Annotated in this window: 14 protein-coding genes; 4 read left to right on the plus strand and 10 right to left on the minus strand. The window is 63.6% G+C overall.

Annotated elements, in window-relative coordinates:
• Positions 1-116: 116 nt before the first annotated feature.
• Together creC and creB are read right to left on the minus strand one after the other, a co-directional pair.
• The gene (creC, locus tag CRO06_RS01640; RefSeq protein WP_097057581.1) at positions 117-1532 is read right to left on the minus strand and encodes a two-component system sensor histidine kinase CreC; all 1416 of its coding nucleotides are present in this window, start codon (positions 1530-1532) and stop codon (positions 117-119) included.
• The gene (gene creB / locus CRO06_RS01645; protein ID WP_240342656.1) at positions 1529-2203 is read right to left on the minus strand and encodes a two-component system response regulator CreB; all 675 of its coding nucleotides are present in this window, start codon (positions 2201-2203) and stop codon (positions 1529-1531) included. Before creB ends, creC begins: the two co-directional genes overlap by 4 nt.
• A 136-nt stretch (positions 2204-2339) precedes the next feature.
• On the opposite strand from creB, the gene CRO06_RS01650 reads away from it, so the two are divergent.
• A complete protein-coding gene (locus CRO06_RS01650; RefSeq protein WP_097057583.1) occupies positions 2340-3515 on the plus strand; it encodes a saccharopine dehydrogenase family protein in 1176 nt (391 codons plus the stop codon).
• Between the two features lie 47 nt (positions 3516-3562).
• Here the strand turns inward: CRO06_RS01650 and CRO06_RS01655 are convergent, their stop codons facing one another.
• Genes CRO06_RS01655 through CRO06_RS01670 form a run of 4 tightly spaced genes read right to left on the minus strand, consistent with a single transcriptional unit; the run spans position 3563 to position 7324 of the window.
• Positions 3563-4477, minus strand: a complete 915-nt coding sequence (locus CRO06_RS01655) for an amidohydrolase family protein (protein ID WP_233925562.1) — start codon at positions 4475-4477, stop codon at positions 3563-3565.
• Between the two features lie 8 nt (positions 4478-4485).
• A complete protein-coding gene (locus CRO06_RS01660; protein ID WP_097057584.1) occupies positions 4486-5766 on the minus strand; it encodes a TRAP transporter large permease in 1281 nt (426 codons plus the stop codon).
• Positions 5759-6259, minus strand: coding sequence for a TRAP transporter small permease (locus CRO06_RS01665; RefSeq protein WP_022994882.1), 501 nt, complete (start codon positions 6257-6259; stop codon positions 5759-5761). The genes CRO06_RS01660 and CRO06_RS01665 overlap by 8 nt, the downstream gene beginning before the upstream one ends.
• A 60-nt stretch (positions 6260-6319) precedes the next feature.
• The gene (locus CRO06_RS01670) at positions 6320-7324 is read right to left on the minus strand and encodes a TRAP transporter substrate-binding protein (protein WP_097057585.1); all 1005 of its coding nucleotides are present in this window, start codon (positions 7322-7324) and stop codon (positions 6320-6322) included.
• A gap of 257 nt (positions 7325-7581) precedes the next feature.
• On the opposite strand from CRO06_RS01670, the gene CRO06_RS01675 reads away from it, so the two are divergent.
• Positions 7582-9192, plus strand: coding sequence for an amidohydrolase family protein (locus CRO06_RS01675; RefSeq protein ID WP_022994880.1), 1611 nt, complete (start codon positions 7582-7584; stop codon positions 9190-9192).
• A gap of 190 nt (positions 9193-9382) precedes the next feature.
• Here the strand turns inward: CRO06_RS01675 and CRO06_RS01680 are convergent, their stop codons facing one another.
• Positions 9383-10870: an amidase gene (locus tag CRO06_RS01680; protein ID WP_097057586.1), complete on the minus strand. Its 1488-nt coding sequence runs from the start codon at positions 10868-10870 to the stop codon at positions 9383-9385.
• A gap of 131 nt (positions 10871-11001) precedes the next feature.
• On the opposite strand from CRO06_RS01680, the gene CRO06_RS01685 reads away from it, so the two are divergent.
• Complete coding sequence (locus tag CRO06_RS01685) at positions 11002-12015, plus strand: zinc-binding alcohol dehydrogenase family protein (protein ID WP_097057587.1); 1014 nt, start codon at positions 11002-11004, stop codon at positions 12013-12015.
• 64 nt (positions 12016-12079) lie between these two features.
• On the opposite strand, the gene CRO06_RS01690 is transcribed toward CRO06_RS01685, so the two are convergent.
• Complete coding sequence (locus CRO06_RS01690) at positions 12080-13879, minus strand: AMP-binding protein (RefSeq protein ID WP_097057588.1); 1800 nt, start codon at positions 13877-13879, stop codon at positions 12080-12082.
• 202 nt (positions 13880-14081) lie between these two features.
• Between CRO06_RS01690 and CRO06_RS01695 the strand changes: the two genes are divergently transcribed.
• Positions 14082-14915, plus strand: coding sequence for a hypothetical protein (locus tag CRO06_RS01695; protein ID WP_143247703.1), 834 nt, complete (start codon positions 14082-14084; stop codon positions 14913-14915).
• A 6-nt stretch (positions 14916-14921) separates the two neighbouring features.
• On the opposite strand, the gene CRO06_RS01700 is transcribed toward CRO06_RS01695, so the two are convergent.
• Complete coding sequence (locus CRO06_RS01700; protein ID WP_097057589.1) at positions 14922-16865, minus strand: PhoX family protein; 1944 nt, start codon at positions 16863-16865, stop codon at positions 14922-14924.
• The gene (locus CRO06_RS01705; protein ID WP_097057590.1) at positions 16862-18721 is read right to left on the minus strand and encodes a phytase; all 1860 of its coding nucleotides are present in this window, start codon (positions 18719-18721) and stop codon (positions 16862-16864) included. Before CRO06_RS01705 ends, CRO06_RS01700 begins: the two co-directional genes overlap by 4 nt.
• Positions 18722-18725: the final 4 nt, after the last annotated feature.

Consider the following 18725-nt stretch of genomic DNA (forward strand, 5'->3'; position numbering starts at 1 on the left):
CGCCCGCACCGCCTTCGCCCTGATGAAGCAGCAACAAGAATATTGCCCCGCAAAGCTCTTTTAAGCGTTGCAGGGCACCATAGAATCTCCCACAGCGGCCTTGTAGCGACCTCCTGCTACCCCAGGCACAACCGCACCCGCACGCCCTGCTCCAGGTTTTCCACCTGCAACCAGCCGCCGTGCAGCTCACCGATTTCCTCCACCATGGCCAGTCCGAGCCCGGAGCTTTTTTCCTCCCCCGGCGCCGGCAGCGAGTAAAATCGCTCGGTCACCCGGGCCAGCGCGTAGTCCGGAATACAAGGCCCCCGATTGCTGACGTCGATACCTTGCTGGCCCTCTTCCCGCCAGCCGCGGACGTCGATGGTGGAGCCCGGTTCGGCGAACCGAAGGGCATTGTCGAGCAGATTGAACAGGGCCAGACGGGTAGTATCTGGTTCCACCCGCAACACCGGCTCGCCGCTCAACGCCACACTCAGCCGTTTCTCATCCAACAACACCTGGCGGCTGAGCTGCCATTCCTCCAGCAACAACGCCAGCCGCTGCTGTTCCCTTGGCGGCAGGCTTTCCAGTTTTTCCAGCCGCGCCAGCGCCAGCATGCGATCCAGCAGATCACTGAGCCGCTGACTCTCGTGCACCACATTTCCGGTCAGCCGGCTCAGGGCAGGTTCGCTCACCTCCTCGGCCAGAATCTCCCCGGCTCCCCGAATGGCCGCCAGCGGACTCTTCATTTCGTGGGTCAGCATGGTGATGTGATTCTCCAGCCGCGCCCGTTCCTCCAGGCGGCGGCGCATGGCGGTGACGGCATCGGCCAGTTCGCGAATCTCATCATGCACACGGAAACGGGGCGGCGATGGCCTGCGCCCATCGGCCACCGCCAGGGCATAGCCGCGCAGCCGCCCGACCCGGTGGCTGATCCACCAGGCCAGACCGATACCCAGCAACAGACAGGCAACCAGCGCCTGCCAGCCGTAACCAATCAGACGCTGCTCCGCCTGCTCGATGAACGGCTCGATGGCCGCCCCCGGCTTGCCCAGGGTCACCACGCCGATTAACGTGCCCTCGTGGCGCACCGGGGCCGCCACGTACAGTACCGAGGACGCCGGGTCATTAGGGTCGGTGCGAGTGGTGCGAGCGCCATATTTGCCCTGCAAGGTCAGGTGCACATCGTTCCAGCGGGAAAAATCCTTACCTTCGTTTTCCCCGCGCGAGTCAAACAGAACGATGCCATCGGCGCTGGTGATATAGATGTGGGTATCGATGCGATTTTTGCTCAATCCCCAGATCTTGGCACCCGGCAGCCGCTGAGCGTACCGCCTCAGCGCCGAGCGCAGCGCCGGGGTAACCGCCAGTTCGTCCCCCCGGGTATCCATGGCGATCACCTCCGCCAGCAGGTTGGCGGCGTCCACCAGGGTTTCCTCCGCGGACTGGCGCACCAGCGGCTGGGCCTCATCCAGCACCAGATCCATGGTGAACCAGCTCACCAGCCCCATGATCAGGAAGAAGATCAGCAGGAACTGACCGCTGAGTTTCATGGCCGCTCCAGCACGTAGCCGAGACCGCGCCGGGTGACGATCCAGGCGTCCCCGCCCAGCGGTCGCAGCTTGCCGCGCAGAGTCTTGATATGGGTATCCACGGCGCGCTCGAAGCTGTCCTCGTCACTGCCACAGATATCCAGCAGTCGGGCGCGGCTGAACACCTGCCCCGGATGTTTCACCAGCGCTTCGAGAATAAGGAATTCAGAGCGCGTCAACGACAGCGCCTGATCCCGAAACCAGGCTTTTGCCGCCTGCTCGTCCACCCGCCATTCCCTTCCTTCCGCCACGGGCGCCGGCGTGCCTTTATCCAGACGCTTGAGAATGGCACGGATGCGCGCCACCACTTCGCGCGGACTGAAAGGCTTGGTGACGTAGTCGTCACCACCCAGTTCCAGACCGAGAATGCGATCCACCTCATCCTGGCGGGCAGTGAGGAACAACACCGGCACTTCACTGGAACGGCGTAATTGTTTGAGAACCTCGAAGCCATTGAGATCCGGCAGCCCCACGTCCAGCACCACCAGCGCCGGGCTGTCGCCGTCCAACCGCGCCAAGGCCTGTTCGCCACGTTCCACATGGGTGACCTGAAAATGCTCCCGCTGCAAAGCGAAGATCAGCGGCTCCGCCACCCGAGGCTCATCATCGACAATCAAAATGTGTTCCGTCACCGGGCACCCCCTTCTCTGGATCGCGCCCATCATACCACCGACATCGCTACCGGTTGCCCTGAACGCCGCTGACGGCTTACGGTTGAGGCTCGCGAGGGCCGAGAGCCCGCTGGCAAACAATAGAATGGGAAGAATCATGAGCGAGGCACGGGAGTTTGATCTGATTGTATTCGGCGCCAGTGGTTTCACTGGCCGCCTGGTGGCGGAGTACGTACAGGAGCGCTATGGCGCAGACGGCGGGCTGCGCTGGGCCCTGGCCGGCCGCAACGAAAGCAAGCTGGAACAGATACGCGACGAACTCGGCATTGATCCCGGCGTGGCGATCCTCAAGGCCGACGTCACCGACGCCGACAGTCTGCGCGCCCTGGCGCGGCGGACCCGGCTGGTGCTGACCACCGTCGGGCCTTATCAGCTCTATGGCGAGCCCCTGGTGGCCGCCTGTGCCGGCGCCGGTACCGACTACGTGGATCTGTGCGGCGAAGTGGCGTGGATGCGCCGGATGGTCGATAAGTACCAGGAGCAGGCGCAAAACAGCGGCGCCCGCATCGTTTTCTCCTGCGGCTTCGACTCCATCCCGTTCGACCTCGGCGTCTGGTTCCTGCAGGAGCAGGCGCGGGCCAAACTGGGCGCGCCGCTGCCCCGCGTCAAGGGACGGGTACGGCGAATGAAGGGCACTTTCTCCGGCGGCACCGCCGCCAGCCTGCAGGCCACCCTGGCCGCGGCGCGGGACGCGGAAATCCGTAAGCTGCTGGTGAACCCGTTCGCGCTGACCCCAGGTTTCGAGGGCCCGAAGCAGCCACCGGCCGCCGAGATCGAATATGACCAGACCCTCGGCAGCTGGGCGGCGCCTTTCATCATGGCGGCCATCAACACCCGCAACGTGCACCGCTCCAACTTCCTGCTCGGTCACCCCTACGGCGAGGACTTCGTCTACGATGAGATGATCCTCACCGGCCCCGGCGACAAAGGCGAAGCCACCGCCCAGGCCGTCGCCAACGACCGTTCGCTGACCGGTGACAAAGCGCCCAAGCCCGGCGAGGGACCGGGCAAGGAGGAGCGGGAAAACGGTTTCTACGATGTACTGTTCCTGGGTGAAACCGCCGACGGCCAGACTCTCGCCGCCAGTGTCTCCGGCGACAAGGATCCCGGTTACGGCTCCACCTCGCGCATGATCACCGAGAGCGCCCTGTGTCTGCTGCGGGACGCCACCGACACCCCCGGCGGCATCTGGACCACGGCGCCGGCCATGGGCGACAAGCTGATCCGCCGCCTGGAACAGAACGCCGGGCTGCGTTTCGCCCTGGAAGACTGACCGCCCCGGGACGGCCAGGAAGTGCGGGAAGCCCCGCGCTTCCCGGCTCAGCCGTCGAACTGGTAAAGACGGGCGGGATTATCGGTCAGCACCTGTTTCCTGATCGACGGGTCCGGAACCAGGCGCAGAAACTCATTGACCAGATCCCCATCGTCCGGGATTGGCCCTGGCAGTTGCACGTGAGGCCAATCCGTCCCGAACAGGCAGCGATCCGCCCGAGCCTCCAACAGCGTGGAAAAGAACGGGTCCACATCGTGAAACGGCGCGTGCTCTAGGGCGGTAATGCGGTTCGGTCCGGTGAGCTTCACCCAGGTGCGCCCACCTTGCAGCAACTCCAGAAGAGCCCGGAATCCGGGATGTTCGATTCCCCGGTGGGTGGGAATATGGCCCATGTGGTCGACCACGCTGTCGGTGGGCAGCCGGTCCAGGCGCTCGACCAGCCGTTCGAAGCGCGATACGTCCACCAGCAACTGAACATGCCATCCCAGACCGGCGATTCGCCGGGACAGCAGTTCAACGTCCGCAAACGTCAGGCCGCCGGGAAATACCAGATTGACACGCACCCCGCGTACCCCGGCCTCATGCATCCGCTCGAGCTCGGCGTCGCTGATGCGGTTATCCACCACGGCGATACCACGCCATTGGATATCATCGTCAGCGCGCCGACGGGCCAGTGCATCCAGCATGCGCCGGTTATCGGTGCCGTACACACTGGGTTGCACCAGCACCGCGCGCTGAAAGCCCAGGGTATGCAACAGATCCCGATAGGCTTCCTCGGAAGCGTCCGGCGGTGTGTAACTGCGATTGGGCTGATACGGGTAGCGACTTTGCGGCCCAAACAGATGGGCGTGGGTATCACACGCTCCCCGGGGCAAGGCGCTCAGGGGCTTGCTTGGCGCCGGGTGCGGTCCCGGGATCGTCGGCTCACTGATCCCGGACGTCGGTTTCTGATTCACGGTCATACCATCTCCTAGCCCAACAGGCCCGGAAGCCAAAGCGTCACCGCCGGCACATAGGCGGTCAGTGCCACCACGCCAATGAGGACCAGGAAGAACGGCCAAAGATTGCGGGCCACTTTCTCAATACTCAAACCACTGATGGTGGAGGCGACGAACAGGGAATAGCCCAGCGGAGGGGTGATCATGCCCACGGCGAAATTGATCACCACCATGGCACCCAGTTGAACCGGATCCAGGCCCACCTGGGTACCCACCGCGGTCAGAACCCCGCTGAGGATGACCATCGCGGACACGGTGTCCATGACCGCGCCGAGCACCAGCAACATGATGTTCAGCAACAGCAGGATCAGGAACGGGTTCGATGTAATACTCAGCAGTACTTGCGTGACCTGCGAAGGAATCTGCTCACTGGCGATGATCCAGGCAAAGCCGTAAGCCACCACGATAATGAACATGATCACCGTGGTGGTACGCATCGACTTTATGAACAACGGGATCAGCGATTTCCATTGCAGATCCTTATAAATGAACAGGCCAATGACGAGGCTGTACAAGGCGCCCACCATGGCCGCCTCGGTGGGGGTAAACACGCTCCCGTAAATACCTCCGAGGATCACCACCGGCGCCAACAACGCCCATATCCCTTCACGTATCGCCGCCAGGATCTCCCGGACACCGGGGCGCTTCTCCCTGGCGATACCCAGGCGCCGGGCATAGACATAACTGACAACACAGAACCCCGCCGCCGCGATCAAGCCGGGAACCACCCCCGCCAGAAACAGCTTGGAGATCGACTCTTCCGCCAGCACCCCCCAGATAATCATGGGAATGGAGGGCGGGATCATTTGCCCCAGCGGCCCGATGGAAGTGGACAGCGCCGCGCCGTAGCCCCGTGAATAGCCGCGTTTTTCCAGTTCGTCGATCATCACCGATCCAACAGCGGCGGTGGTGGCCGGCGCGGATCCGGTAATGGCGCCAAAAAACGTACCCGCCGCCACGGTGGACATGGAAAGCCCTCCGGTTAAGTGGCCAAAACAGACCGAGGCCACCCTGACCAGACGTTTTGACAGCCCCCCCGCGCTCATCAGATCCCCCACCAGGATAAAACCGGGGATCGCCAACAGGCTGGTGATAGTGCTACCCGCGATCAGGCGCTGGGCCAGGATCATCGGATTGTAGTCGGCCATCCAGATACCCACGGCGGTGAGCAGGCCCAGGGTAAAGGCGATGGGAATCCCCAGCAGCAACAGGACGAACAGCCCGACAATCAGAACAACGCCAATCTCACTCATCGACGGCGCCTCCGTGTTCACCAAGCTGCCCGGGTCGGAACAGCAACACCAGGGCATGGAAGACGATCAAGGCGCCGCTCGCCGGCACCGCCGCACCTTGCAGCCACAAGGGATAGCGCAGCGCCGGTGACACCTGGTGCGCGGTAAAGGCGGTGAATTGCCAGCCGGCCCACAACATCAATCCGCCAAACAGCAGAATCAGTATCACGCTGCCCCGTTCAAGCAGGTGCCTGGGCAGGCCGGGCAAGGCGTCCACCACGATGGAGACGCGCACATGTCCGAACTCCCGCGTCAAAACACTGGCGAACAAAAACACCGTCCAACTGAACGCCAGCAGCGCGACCTCATCACTCCAGGACAAGGACGAGTTCAGCACATAGCGGCAGAACACCCCGGCCAGCAGAGCCAGGGTCATGATCAACGCGCTGGCCGCGCCAAGCGCGGCCGTCACGGCGGCAAGGTGTTTGCTGCCTGCTTCGAGATATCTGTACATACCGGTATCTAAGGCTCTAGGGACAGGGCTCCGGGACCTTGCCGGAGCCCCATGCCAGCGTTATTCCGTGACCAGTTCCATGGCGCGGTCGACCAGGTTTTCGCCGATGCGTGGCCGATATTCTTCATAGACGGGGCGCACCTCGTCACGGAAGGCGCCGGTATCGGCAATCTCGGTAACCGCCATGCCCTTCGCCTTGATCTTCTCGATCAGCGCCTGCTCGTTCTTCGCCACCTCGGCACGTTGCCGCTCGATGGCTTTCCGCGCGGCGGTACGCACCGCGTTCTGCTGTTCGGACGACAAACGGGAGAAAGCCTGCTTGGACATCAGCAGCGGCAAGGCGTTATAGGTGTGATTGGTCAGGGAAAGGTACTTCACCACGTCGGCGTACTTGTTGGCGTAAATCACCGCCAGCGGAATCTCGAGACCGTCCACCGTACCTTGCTGCACCGCCATGTAGGCGTCGCTCCAGGCCATGGGAACCGGATTGGCGCCCAGAGCCCGGAAGCTGGCGATAAACAGATCACTCGGCTGTACACGCAGCTTCACGCCCTGCAAATCGCCCGGTGCCTGCACCGGCCGCTTATTGTTGATGACATGGCGGAAACCGGCTTCACCGAAGCCCAGGCCGATCAGGCCCTGTTTCTCCAATCGGGCGAACAGCTCCTGCCCCACTTCGCCATCCAGAACCTCGTGGGCCTGGGCCCTGTCCTTGAACAGGAAAGGCAGATCAAGGAGCTGGAAGCTCTTGTCCAGGGTACCCAACTGAGTGCCGGTGATAACGCCGGCATCCAGGGTGCCGAACTGCATCCCTTGCAGCATATCCGTGTCGTTCCCCAACTGGTTGTTGGGGAAGAACTTGATCTCGAACTGTCCCGGCGCGGCGGCTTCCAACTCTTCCTGGAAGTAGTGGGCGGCGATGGCGTAGGGATCCACTTCGCTGTCGGCGGTGGTCCATCCCAGGCGGATCACGGTGGCGGCCTGAGCCACGCTCACCGCGGTCAGGGCCGCCGCCAAAATGGCAGCGGGCATCAACGTTTTGACGGATCGGAGTAAGGGCGTCATCACGGCTTTCCTGTTTGTTTTGATGGGGTTGATGGCGTGGAGGCAGGCGGGGCGAAGCGCGCCCCACCAAACTTGTCCTACAAGTTGATCATAATTTTACCAGTGCTGTAAAGTCAGTCATCACGCCACGCATCAAGGCCCGTAATCTCCGGCCCAGGCCCGGAACCGGCCCGTACATGGAGCGGCAAGCCATCCGGAGAGGTACTATTACCGCTGCCGTTTAGCCAACACCGTTTGTACCGAACAGGATGAGTCCTATGAAACAAGCTGCCGCTGCAGGACGCAGCCAGCTTTCCGTCAAGATTTCCCGCCATCTGGAGGCGGAGATTTCCGCCGGCCGCCTCAAGCCCGGCGACCGCATCCCCAGTGAGTCGCAACTGACGGCGCGGTTCGGTGTCGGCCGCAACGTGGTCCGGGAAGCGATAGCACGGCTCAAATCGGAAGGTCTGGTGGAGAGTCATCAGGGCCTCGGTGCCTTCGTATCCAGCAAAGCCCATCGCAACAGCTTTCGCATCGACCACGATGAACTGAGCCATTTGCCAAAACTTCGTCAGCTCTATGAGTTGCGTCTTGATCTCGAGGTTTCCGCCGCCGGCATGGCTGCCCGCCGCCGCTCCCGCAGCCAGCTCGCGGCGATCCAGGCCGCCTTGTCCGCGTTACGCGACGCCCTTGCCAACGGTCAGGGCATGGTCGAGAGCAGCCTGGCTTTCAAACGCGCTATCGCCGACGCCACCGGCAACGAATACTTCAAGAACTTCGTGCTGTTCCTGACCGCCCATATCTTTGAGGCCGCCTCTTTCGAACGGCGCATCGCCACTTCCGGAGCGCTGCGCGAAACCGTGCTGACCGAGTACGAGTCGATCCTCGAGGCCATCACCGTGGGCGACCCGGACCTCGCCCGCCGCGCGGCCTGGACCCAGATCATCAATTCCGCCGAGCGCAACGGTCTGCGTGGTCTGCAAGGCTGGGAGGTCACGCGCATGACCTCGCTTGGCGAGACCTACGCCCCACCCTGTGCGCCGCCGGTATCCAGCTGCGCCACCCCGTCGCTGCCGCTTCCCGACGGCGCCTGCGATTGCCATTTCCATATTATCGGTGACGCCGCGGTACACCCTTTCACGCCGCATCGTTCCTATACACCGCCGCCCGCGTCACTGGACGACTATCGGAAAATGCAGGGCACGCTGGGGCTGAGCCGGGGGGTTATCGTGCAGCCCAGCGTCTACGGCTACGATAACCGGGTGGCACTGGAAGCTCTGCGTCAAGGCGGCGACAACTATCGCGGCGTGGTGGTGATCAGTGATCAGACCAGCGAACAGGAATTGCGGGACATGGACGCCCTCGGGGTACGCGGCGTGCGCGTCAATCTGATCTACAAGAGCGGTGTCGAGGTCTCGGACGTGACCAGTCTGGCACGCAAGGTCGCACCGCTGGGCTGGCATCTGCAATTGCTGATCGACATCTCGGAATTCGCCGATCTCTACGACACCGTGGCCAATCTGCCAGTGGAGGTGGTGATCGATCACATGGGACACATGCCGGCCAGCATCGGCGTGAAGCATCCGGGATTCCGCGATCTGCTGCGCCTGGCCCGGGACGGCAAGGCCTGGGTGAAATTATCCGGCGCGTACCGCTTCACCAACCAGCCGGACACGCCCTACTCCGATGTCACTCCGTATGCCAAGGCGCTGATCAAAGCCAATCCCGATCAGATCCTGTGGGCCAGCGACTGGCCCCACGTGTGTATTTCCGTACCGATGCCGGACGACACCACCCTGCTGGAAGAATTTTTCCAGTGGACCGGGCATGACGAGACCATCATCCGCAAGATCCTGGTCGACAATCCCGCCCGCCTTTATGGCTTTTAAAGAGAATCCTCGCGGAATGTTGCCGGGCAACCTGTTAACAGGCAAAGAAATGGCCGCGAAGCCACTGTGGGAGCTTGCCTGCAAGCGAATCTTGAAACCCTGAGGCTAATTCGCTTGCAGGCAAGCTCCCACAGCGGCTTCGTAGCGGAGCCGTGATAGAGGGAGTGCCCCACCAAAGCGCAATGAGCGCTTATAACTCCGGCGGCACACGATGCATCCACGGTTCCGCCCGTTCCAATTGTGCCGCCAGGGACAACAGCTTGCCTTCGTCGCCATGGCCGCCGACAAACTGCACGCCCAGCGGCAGGCCGTTGTCACACCAGTGCAGCGGCACCGACATGGCCGGCACGCCGGTGACATTGGCCAGTTGCGTGAACGGCGTGTATTTCAGGTTTTCCCGCGCCATCTGCTCCACCAGCCCGGTCTTCATCAGCAACTTTTGCGCGCCAACTTTCAGCACCAGCTTCAGCGCCGCTTGCTGCAAGGATGGTGTCGCCATGGCACCGATGCGCGCCGGCGGCATGGCCAGGGTCGGCGTCATCAGAAAGTCATAACCCTGAAGGAACGCCATCAACTGACGCGTGTAGGTTTGCCAGCGCTGATAGCACTGCAGATAATCCGGCGCGCTCAGGCTGCGCCCGAACGCCGCCATCGCCAGAGTATCCAATTCAAAGCCGTCATCACCGGCGCCGGTAAGCCGGCGCATCTCGTCGACGCTGTCGGCGCACTTGGCGAACCACACCATCAGCCAGTCCATGCTCATGGCCATGACATCGATATCCGGCTCCGCTTCTTCCACCCGGTGGCCGAGGGATTCCAGCAAACGGGCCGTCTTCTCCACCGCCCGCACCGCCTCGGGATCCACCGCCGTACCAATGGGCGAGCGGTTGGAGAAAGCGATACGCAAAGTCCCCGGGTCACGTTCGGTCCCCTCCCGGTAAGGCCGCGCTGGCGGCGCCAGCGGATAGAGGCTGGCCAGTTCGTCTCCGGCCACCGCATCCAGCAACACCGCGCAATCACGGACCGAACGGGTGACCGCGTGATTCACCGACAGTCCATGCAAGGCTTCACCGAAATCCGGCCCCCAGGGGGTACGGCCACGACCGGGCTTGAGCCCGAACAGGCCGCAGCAGGCCGCCGGAATACGGATGCTGCCGCCGCCATCGTTGGCGCCGGCGAAGGGCACCACCCCGGCGGCCACCAGGGACGCTGAACCGCCGGAAGAGCCGCCAGGGGTGTGATCGGGATTCCAGGGGTTGCGGCAGGGGCCGAACGAATCCGGTTCGGTGATCCCCTTGGCGCCAAACTCCGGCGTATTGGTGCGCCCGAACAGCACCAAACCAGCCTGGCGCCAGCGCTTCACCAACTCCGAATCATGGGGAGCGCGGAAGCCCATGTTCTTGAGCGCCTTGTTACCCATGTAACAGGGCGCTCCGGCCATCTCCTGGAACAGATCCTTGGCCAGCATGGGCACCCCCGCCAACGGCCCGGAGAGCGGTCCCGCCGCTGTGCGCCGTCCTTCCTCGTAAAGCGGAATCACCAGGCCGTTGAGCCTGGGATTGACCTGTTCCGCCCGGGTGATGGCCAGTTCCAGCAATTCCGCCGCGCTGACTTCTCCCCGGGCCACCAGCCCGGCCAGGGCCACGCCATCCAACTTACGGTATTCGTCGAAATCCATGATGGTATCCTTGTTCTCTGAAGTCCGCGGCCCATTGCCGTGCCGCCCCGAAGCCCGCTTGTCATCCTACACGGCGGCGACCGGTTCGCGCGGGCTCACTTTGCGCCAAACTGCGTTACCAGGAGGAGAGGATGAAAGCTGTCGGTTTCGACCGCCCCCGAGCCATTGAAGACCTGCACGCGTTACAGGATATCGAGTTGGAGACACCGGTTCCCGGTCCCCGTGATCTGCTGATCGCGGTGGAAGCGGTGTCGGTGAATCCGGTGGACACCAAGGTGCGCCAACGGCCATTGGCTGAACCCGGTTTCCGGGTGCTCGGTTACGACGCCGCGGGCCGGGTACAGGCGGTGGGTGACGAGGTTCGGGGTTTCAAACCCGGCGACCGGGTCTGGTATGCCGGCGCCATGCAACGCCAGGGCAGCAACGCCCAGTTCCAATGCGTTGATGAAAGGCTGGTGGCACACAAACCCGACAGTCTGGGCATGCAGGAAGCCGCCGCCTTGCCGCTGACCACGCTGACGGTCTGGGAAGCCCTCGAAGACCAACTCGGTCTGACCCCGGACACCGCCAAGGGCAAGACCCTGTTGGTGGTCGGCGGCGCCGGTGGTGTCGGCTCCATCGGTATTCAACTGGCCGCCCGCCATTTTGGCATGACCGTGATCGCGACCGCCGGCCGCGATGAATCCGCCCGTTGGTGTCAATCCATGGGCGCCGCCCACACCATCGATTACCGCCAGGGGCTGGTGGAACCGGTAAAAGCCCTCTGTATCGACGGCGTGGATGCCATTCTGCTGGCCCAGGAACCGGATCCGTATTGGGCCGAAGCCTGCGAGTTGGTCAAACCGCTGGGCGGCATCGTTACCATTGTCGATGCCCGCGGCCCTCTGGACCTGAACGCGCTGAAGCCCAAAAGCGCCCGCTTCGCCTGGGAATTCATGTTTACCCGGGCCATGTTCGGCGTGGATATGGAACGCCAGGGGGAAATTCTGTCCCAGGCCGCCAAGCTGGTGGATGAAGGCGTACTGCAAACCACTCTGGGCGAGTCCCTGGGCCCGATCAACGCCGCCAATCTGAAACAGGCGCACCGCCGTATCGAGGACGGCCAGACCATCGGCAAGCTGGTACTGGCCGGCTGGGAGGAATAATCCAGGGACTCGCGGTGCGTTCCTGCATGACTGTACCCGCAGGAACGCACCGCGAGCCGCCATGTCAGGCCGACATCAGCACCAGCCCGAGTTCCGCCAGCCGCTCCCGCGCCCGGTCATGCATGGCCGCGGCCGACGACGACGACCAGTCAATCACGATTGATTTGGCGTCCGGCTGCGGGCAGCTCACCCGGGCGCCGGTATCCAGCTCGGCGATCAATTGCCCGGCCCGGTAGCTCACCGCCTTTTGCCGCAATTGATAGCGCGCCACCTTGCCCAGCGGAGTCATTGGCATCGAAGGCAACACGAACACATGGCGGGGCCGGGCCTGCGGCACGGTTATGCGATCACGCACGAAGGCATTGATGCTTTCGACACTGCGCTCATCCGCCCCGGCTCGCAGTGTCACGTACAGCACCGGCAGTTCCCCGGCATACTGATCCGGCATCGCCACCACGGCCGCCTCCAGCACCGCCGGGTGTTCTTCCGCCACCTGCTCCAGCATTTGCGGATCGATGTTGTGGCCACTGCGGATGATCACTTCCTTGGTACGACCGACGATCCGCAATTGCCCGTCATCGGTGACGGCCACCAGATCACCGGACGGAATCCAGCCGTTGTGCGGCCGGTCCTGTGTACCCGTGGCGGTACGATAGCCAGCGAAGACATTGGGGCCCCGGACCCACAGTTCGCCTCGCTGGCCGGCCCTGAGCGGCCGCCCCGGCTCCTCGATGGCCACCTCCACCAACGGCACCGGATGCCCGGCCAGCGGCGGCCGGAACATCCCGTCGATGAATTGGGCGGTAACGATACCGGCGGACTCGGTCATGCCGTAAAGCTGATACACCGGGGCGCCGCTGATGGTTTCCAGACGCCGGGCCAACTGCGGATTGAGCGCCGAACCACCGGTGAGAAAGGCTCTCAGGGAAGCGCATCGTTGCTGTTGGCGGGGGGCGTCGGCCAGGGTCGAAAGCGTGGCCGGCACGCCGCCCACCAGCGTCACCTCCAACGCCTCCAGCATCGACCAGAAACGCCGGATCACCGCCGGATTCTTTAACCCCAGAGCGGTGGGCAGCACCAGCGTGGCACCGGCGGCGATGATCGCCAGCACGGCGTCCACCGAACTGCCCACATGGAACAGGGGCAGACCGTTCAGGAGGCGGTCGCTCTGACTGTAGCCGCACCCGGCGCAGGTCATCACACCGCCGGCGGCCAGATTACCCAGGGTCAATTCCGCCAGCTTCGGCGCGTAGGTGGTGCCTCCGGTATGCAGCAGAGCGGCCACCCGCTCCGGATCATCGTCCGCGGCCAGACCGGCATCGCCCGCCTTCGCCACGAACGCCGGCCAGGGCTCGCCGTCGAACGCCGCGTCCCCCGCTTCCCCCAACGGCAAAACCACCACAAGGGGTGGTCGCGGCAGACTCGCGGCGGCGGCGCTGACCCGCTCGCTCAAATCCGACTCCGCATGGGATCCCACGGTGATCACCACTTTGCAACGGGCCAGCGCCAGTTGGGAGGCGATCGCCTGTTCCGACATCAGCAGATTCACCGGAAACGCCACCCCCACCGAACACGCGGCGATCAAGGCCGATACCGCCTCCGGCACCAGAGGCAAAAACATCGCCACGCCATCTTCCGGGGTAACCCCGCTGGCACGCAGGGCACGGGCCACTGCTTCGGTCTCGGCCAGCAATTGAGCATAACTGACCGTCACCGGCTGGCCGCTATCGGCATCGCACAGATACACCAGGGCCGGATGATCCGGATAGCGCGCCGCGGCCTGACGCAGCAAGCGCAGCGGCGTTGGCGCCCGCTCCAGACAGGCCCGAACCGCACTACTGGTGTTCGCGATAGCTGGTTCCATCATCACATCCTGTTATTTTCACGCTCCCTCGGCGAATACCGCGCGCCCATCGCCCCTGCCCCTTCGCCCCGGAACACGAGCATCGGCGTCTTGTTTCAATTCCAACTGGCAAGCGGGCCTTCATGCGGGTAAGTAAGACGGCTGGATTTCATGGAATAATACCCGTTGGCCCCACCCTACTTGTTACTCAAAAGTGGAATCGATGAAAGATGATGTAACTCCCCAGGGACGACCGTCAATCCCCTCGCTCACCAAACTGGCGGAATTGACTCCCAGAACACTGGTCCTGGATATGCTCGCCGTGGCCGCGGATACCGCGCTGACCTCGGTGGCGCTGGCCCAGGGTGGCGACATCATGGGGTTCAAGGCCGGCGCCATTCGCGTGGCGGTGAGCCGCCTGTCCACGCAGGGCGCCATCATCAGCCCTCAACGCGGCAGCTGGCAATTGGCGGAAAACGCCCCCTGGGCCCGGGAACAGGGCCGCTGGCGGGGTCTGAGCGAGTTGCTGTGCCCCTGGAGAGAAAACTGGTGGGTGGCGGTCACCCATCAGGTATCGCGTTCCAACCGCAGCGGCTGGCGGGAACATGAGAGAGCCCTCTGGCAAAGGGGTTTTGCCGAGGTGCAACGGGATCTGTTCGTCCGCCCCGCCAACCTGTCACTGGCCTTTTCCGCCCTGCGGCAGGAACTGCGGGCCCTGGGCATGGCCCCGCAAACCGTGCTGCTGCGGGCCGATCAGTTATCGGTCACCCCCAGGCCCGGTTTGTGGGATTTTCGGCGCCGCCACACCCTGCTCGAGAAGGTCCGTGATGAAATGTGCCGGCTGCTCGACCAGGCCCCCGCCGGCACCGCCCCCGACAAAGTCCTGTGCGCGCGTTTTTTGCGCGTGGGCCGGGCCGCCACCAAGATCCTCAACACCGACCCGTTATTGCCGGAAGAATGGACCGGTCCGTCCCCGCGTGGCGAGGTGATCCGCCTGTTGCCGCACTTCATCAGTACCGGCCGCACACTGTGGTTTCGGTACATGGGCATCGAGTAGTGCTGGTCAGGTGCCGATCTCGCCGCCGTCCTCACGTGTGATCAGCACCGTGGTGGAACGGGGGCGGGTATGGCCATCGCTGGCCGGATAGCTGATCCCCGGATGCTGCACGTTGACCCACAAGGTCCGCCCGTCCGGCGTACCGGTAATGCCGGTGATTTCGCATCCCCGTGGCCCGACCAGAAAACGACGCACCTCGCCGCTGTCCGGGTCCGCGCACAACAACTGGTTGGTCCCCATGGCCTGATGGTCCGGGCTTTCGTCGTCGTAATCGGTTTCGATCCAGAGGCGCCCCGCCGGATCGAACCAGAGGCCATCCGGCGAAGAGAACACATCGCCCTGGATGGTACCCCACTGATGGGCCGGCGCCTCACCGCCGGCGGGGTAACCCGCCAATAAAAACAGCTCCCAATCAAAAACCGTGGCGGCGGGATCATTGTCCCGCTCCCGCCAGCGCAGAATCTGTCCGTGCAGGTTCCTGGGCCTGGGATTGGCGGCGTTCACCGGTTGCCCGTCATCGACACCGCGCTCATCGTTATTGGTCAGCGTAACGTAAACCTCGCGGCTGCCGGGCCGCACCGCCACCCATTCGGGCCGGTCCATGCGGGTGGCGCCAAGCAGATCCGCGGCGCCGCGCGCATTGATCAGCACCGCCGCCTGATCGGGGAAACCATTGGCGGCGTTAAGCGGGCCATGACCATGCCGCAAGGGGCGCCATTCACCCCGGCCGTCATCATGGAATACCGCCACATACAAAGTGCCGTGGTCCAGCAGTTCGCGATTGGCGCCGGGTTCATCGGCGCGGTAACGGTCGCGGGGCACGAACTTGTAGATGTACTCCCCCCGGGTGTCATCCCCGAAGTAAAACGCCATGCGCCCATCATCGGCCAGCGAAGGCGTGGCGCATTCACGCACCAGCCGTCCCATGGCGGTACGCTTCACCGGCGTGCTGTCCGGGTCGAAGGGATCGATTTCCACCACCCAGCCGAACCGGTTCGGTTCATTGACCTCCCCCTGGTGAGGCAGGGAACGGTCCGGTGTGGCATCGAAGCGGGATTGCGCGGTTTCCCATAAATAATAGTTACTGCGCTCTCCCTGACTGAGCCGATAGCGGGCCTGCTGCGGACGCCGCTGATAATCCTCCGTGTCCCGATTGACGAAGTAGTTCGGCCAGTTTTCCTCACAGGCCAGATAAGTGCCCCAGGGGGTGTAGCCCAGCGCGCAATTGGCGAACGTGCCAATCACCCGGCGCCCAGTGGGATCCGAGGCGGTGCGCATGGCTTCGGACCCCGCCGCCGGACCACTCAGTATCATCGGCGTCAAACCGCTGATGCGACGGTTATAGGAAGACGTCATTATTCGCCGCCACTGGCCGTCGCGGTCCTTGGCGATCTCGATGACGCTGACACCGTGGGCGGCCAGTTCCTTATTCACTTCCTCGCCGGGCCGGCGCGGCCTGCCCTGTTCGTCATGCAGCACCGTGGCACCCCGTGGATGCAGAAAATCCGTCGCCACTTTTTCATGATTGATCACCAGCAGGCCGTGCCCGTTGGGATTATCCGCAAACGGGAAATAGTGCATCCCGTCATGGTTATCTCCGGCCTGCCGCAGTTGATCACGCCAGTCGTTACCGGCGTCCGCGCGCCACCGTGGCGCCTCGGCATCAATCGGATCTCCCCAGCTGTAGAAAGGCACCGCGCGATATCCCGCCGGCACCCGCACCGCGTCAAAGCCGGGATCGGTTTGCGCCGGCAGCGGCGTGAATCCGATGCGTGGCCGCGCGCCACCGGTCACCGCGCAGCCTCCGACAAAGACCGCCGCCAACCCCAGGCCACCCTTGAGCACACCGCGCCGGGTCAGGCTGAGCCAGTGGCCCTCGCTACTCCGGAGCACCGGATGATCGTCCTGTGCTTCCCAATCGTCCGGATCGGTTCGCCATTCCCCGCTCATGGCCGCGCCTCTCTGGTCAGGTTCAACGCCTCACGCACCGCTGACCAGGGCACGTACTTGAAGTTCTGCGGCGCCTGCGGCAACCGGTTGCGCCCATCCTGAACCACCAACAGCCCTTCTTCGTAAGCGCCTCCCAGGTTGGCGGATGTCACTTCCAGACCATCGGTTTCCGACACCCCGTCCACGCCACGCAGTGAATCCAAAGCAATACGGAATCGTCCCCGGTAGGCATAAGGCGGCAAGGCATCCAGCACCACATAGCTGTCGTTGCCCTGACTGGAAATCACCAGGTAACGGTGGTCCTCGCCGGCGTAGATCGCCAGCCCTTCGATATCGGCCACCAGTTTCTCCCCCACGGCCATGACCTTGGTCAGCGTGGCGGGCACTTCGGGGTCGGCGGGCAGAGTCCACACCGCCTGATCTTCCTCGCCGACAAACAACTGGCCGGTCACTTCATCGGCCACGCACCCTTCCGGCTGGCTGTCCACCCGGAAACGCCGCGCCAGGGTCGCCGAGGGCGCCTCGCCGGTGAGGTCCAGGCGGTATTGTTCGAACTCGCCATTCTTGCCGTTGGCGATGGCATGCAGCTCATCGGCACCGGCCTGATAAAGGCACACCCCGTAAATGTCCTTGAGCGTGGTTTCGATTTCACCGGCGTTGGAGACGTTGCCTTCGGTGTCGATACGAAACACCTGGAGGCTGTCATGATCCCGGTTACTGGCCACCGCCCAGTCACCGCGCACGTCCACATTGTTGAGCCGCCCCACGGGCAGAAACTGCCGGGTTCGGCCGAGCAGATCGTAAACGTACAAACCCGCTTTCTTGTCGGTACCGAGCACACGGCCGTGTTCCGGTTTTTCCGGGTGCAACCAGATCGCCGGATCATCCGCGGCGTCACCGAAACGGGCCACCGGATCGGTTTGTGCCGCCGCGTGCACCACCGCCATATTCATGTCCCCGAACGTTGGGTTCGCCGCCCGCCAGGGCAGCGTCATGGTCCGAGCGGCACTTCCTTCGTCGTCCAATACCACCAGAGTCAACTCTCCGTTCCGCCAAAGCGCCGCCAGTTTTTCCGGTTCCTTCTGAGCCGGCACCGTTATCGCCGCTCCCACCGGTTCGCCGTCGCGATACAAGTGCAAGGTCCCGGCGTCCTTGTCCAGTACCGCCAGCCCATCCGGAATCACCGCCAGACCGGCGGCGCCCAGCCGCAGCCCGCCTCGGGGCGCCACCATATCCACCACCCGGCGTTCGGGATCCCGCTCGGCATCGGCGGCATAACGCCAGACACCAACTCGCTCCTCACTGACGTAGAGGTCGCCATCGTTGTCGTCCACCCGGCAGGCCTGAACCTCCGGCGGCAATACCAGATGGCGCAGCGGCGCCACCATCTCGTTGATCAACCACTGGTCGGCACCGCCCCGCTCATCCAGCAAAAACACCGACAACAGGCCGTCCCGGTCCTGATACAGACAGAGACCGGCCACTTCATAGTCCGGGGCGGGGATGGTATTGCCTGCCATGACCTGACCATCGCGGACGGTCAGCACATGCACTTCATTGCTGCTCTGCTCCGCCAACGCCAGGCGCCAGTCTCCCGAAGCGACAACCCGGCCATCCAGATGCTGATAGCCCTGGGCGGCGCTTGACTGCCGCTCGCCGTTGATCCAGAGACCGCCCCGTTGATCCAGCGCCGCCCACTGCGTGGTGCCCGGCGCATACCAAAGATCCTGAAATCGCCGCTCCGGCTCCCAGCTCCGCCAGTCGGATTCCGCCACACTATCCACGGCGCAACCCGCCAATCCCAGACCACCACAAAGCAATATCGCAAACCGTCTTCTCGTTCCCATCCGTTTCATTCAA

The sequence above is a fragment of the Alloalcanivorax xenomutans genome (assembly GCF_900217905.1).
GTDB classification, from domain to species: domain Bacteria; phylum Pseudomonadota; class Gammaproteobacteria; order Pseudomonadales; family Alcanivoracaceae; genus Alloalcanivorax; species Alloalcanivorax xenomutans.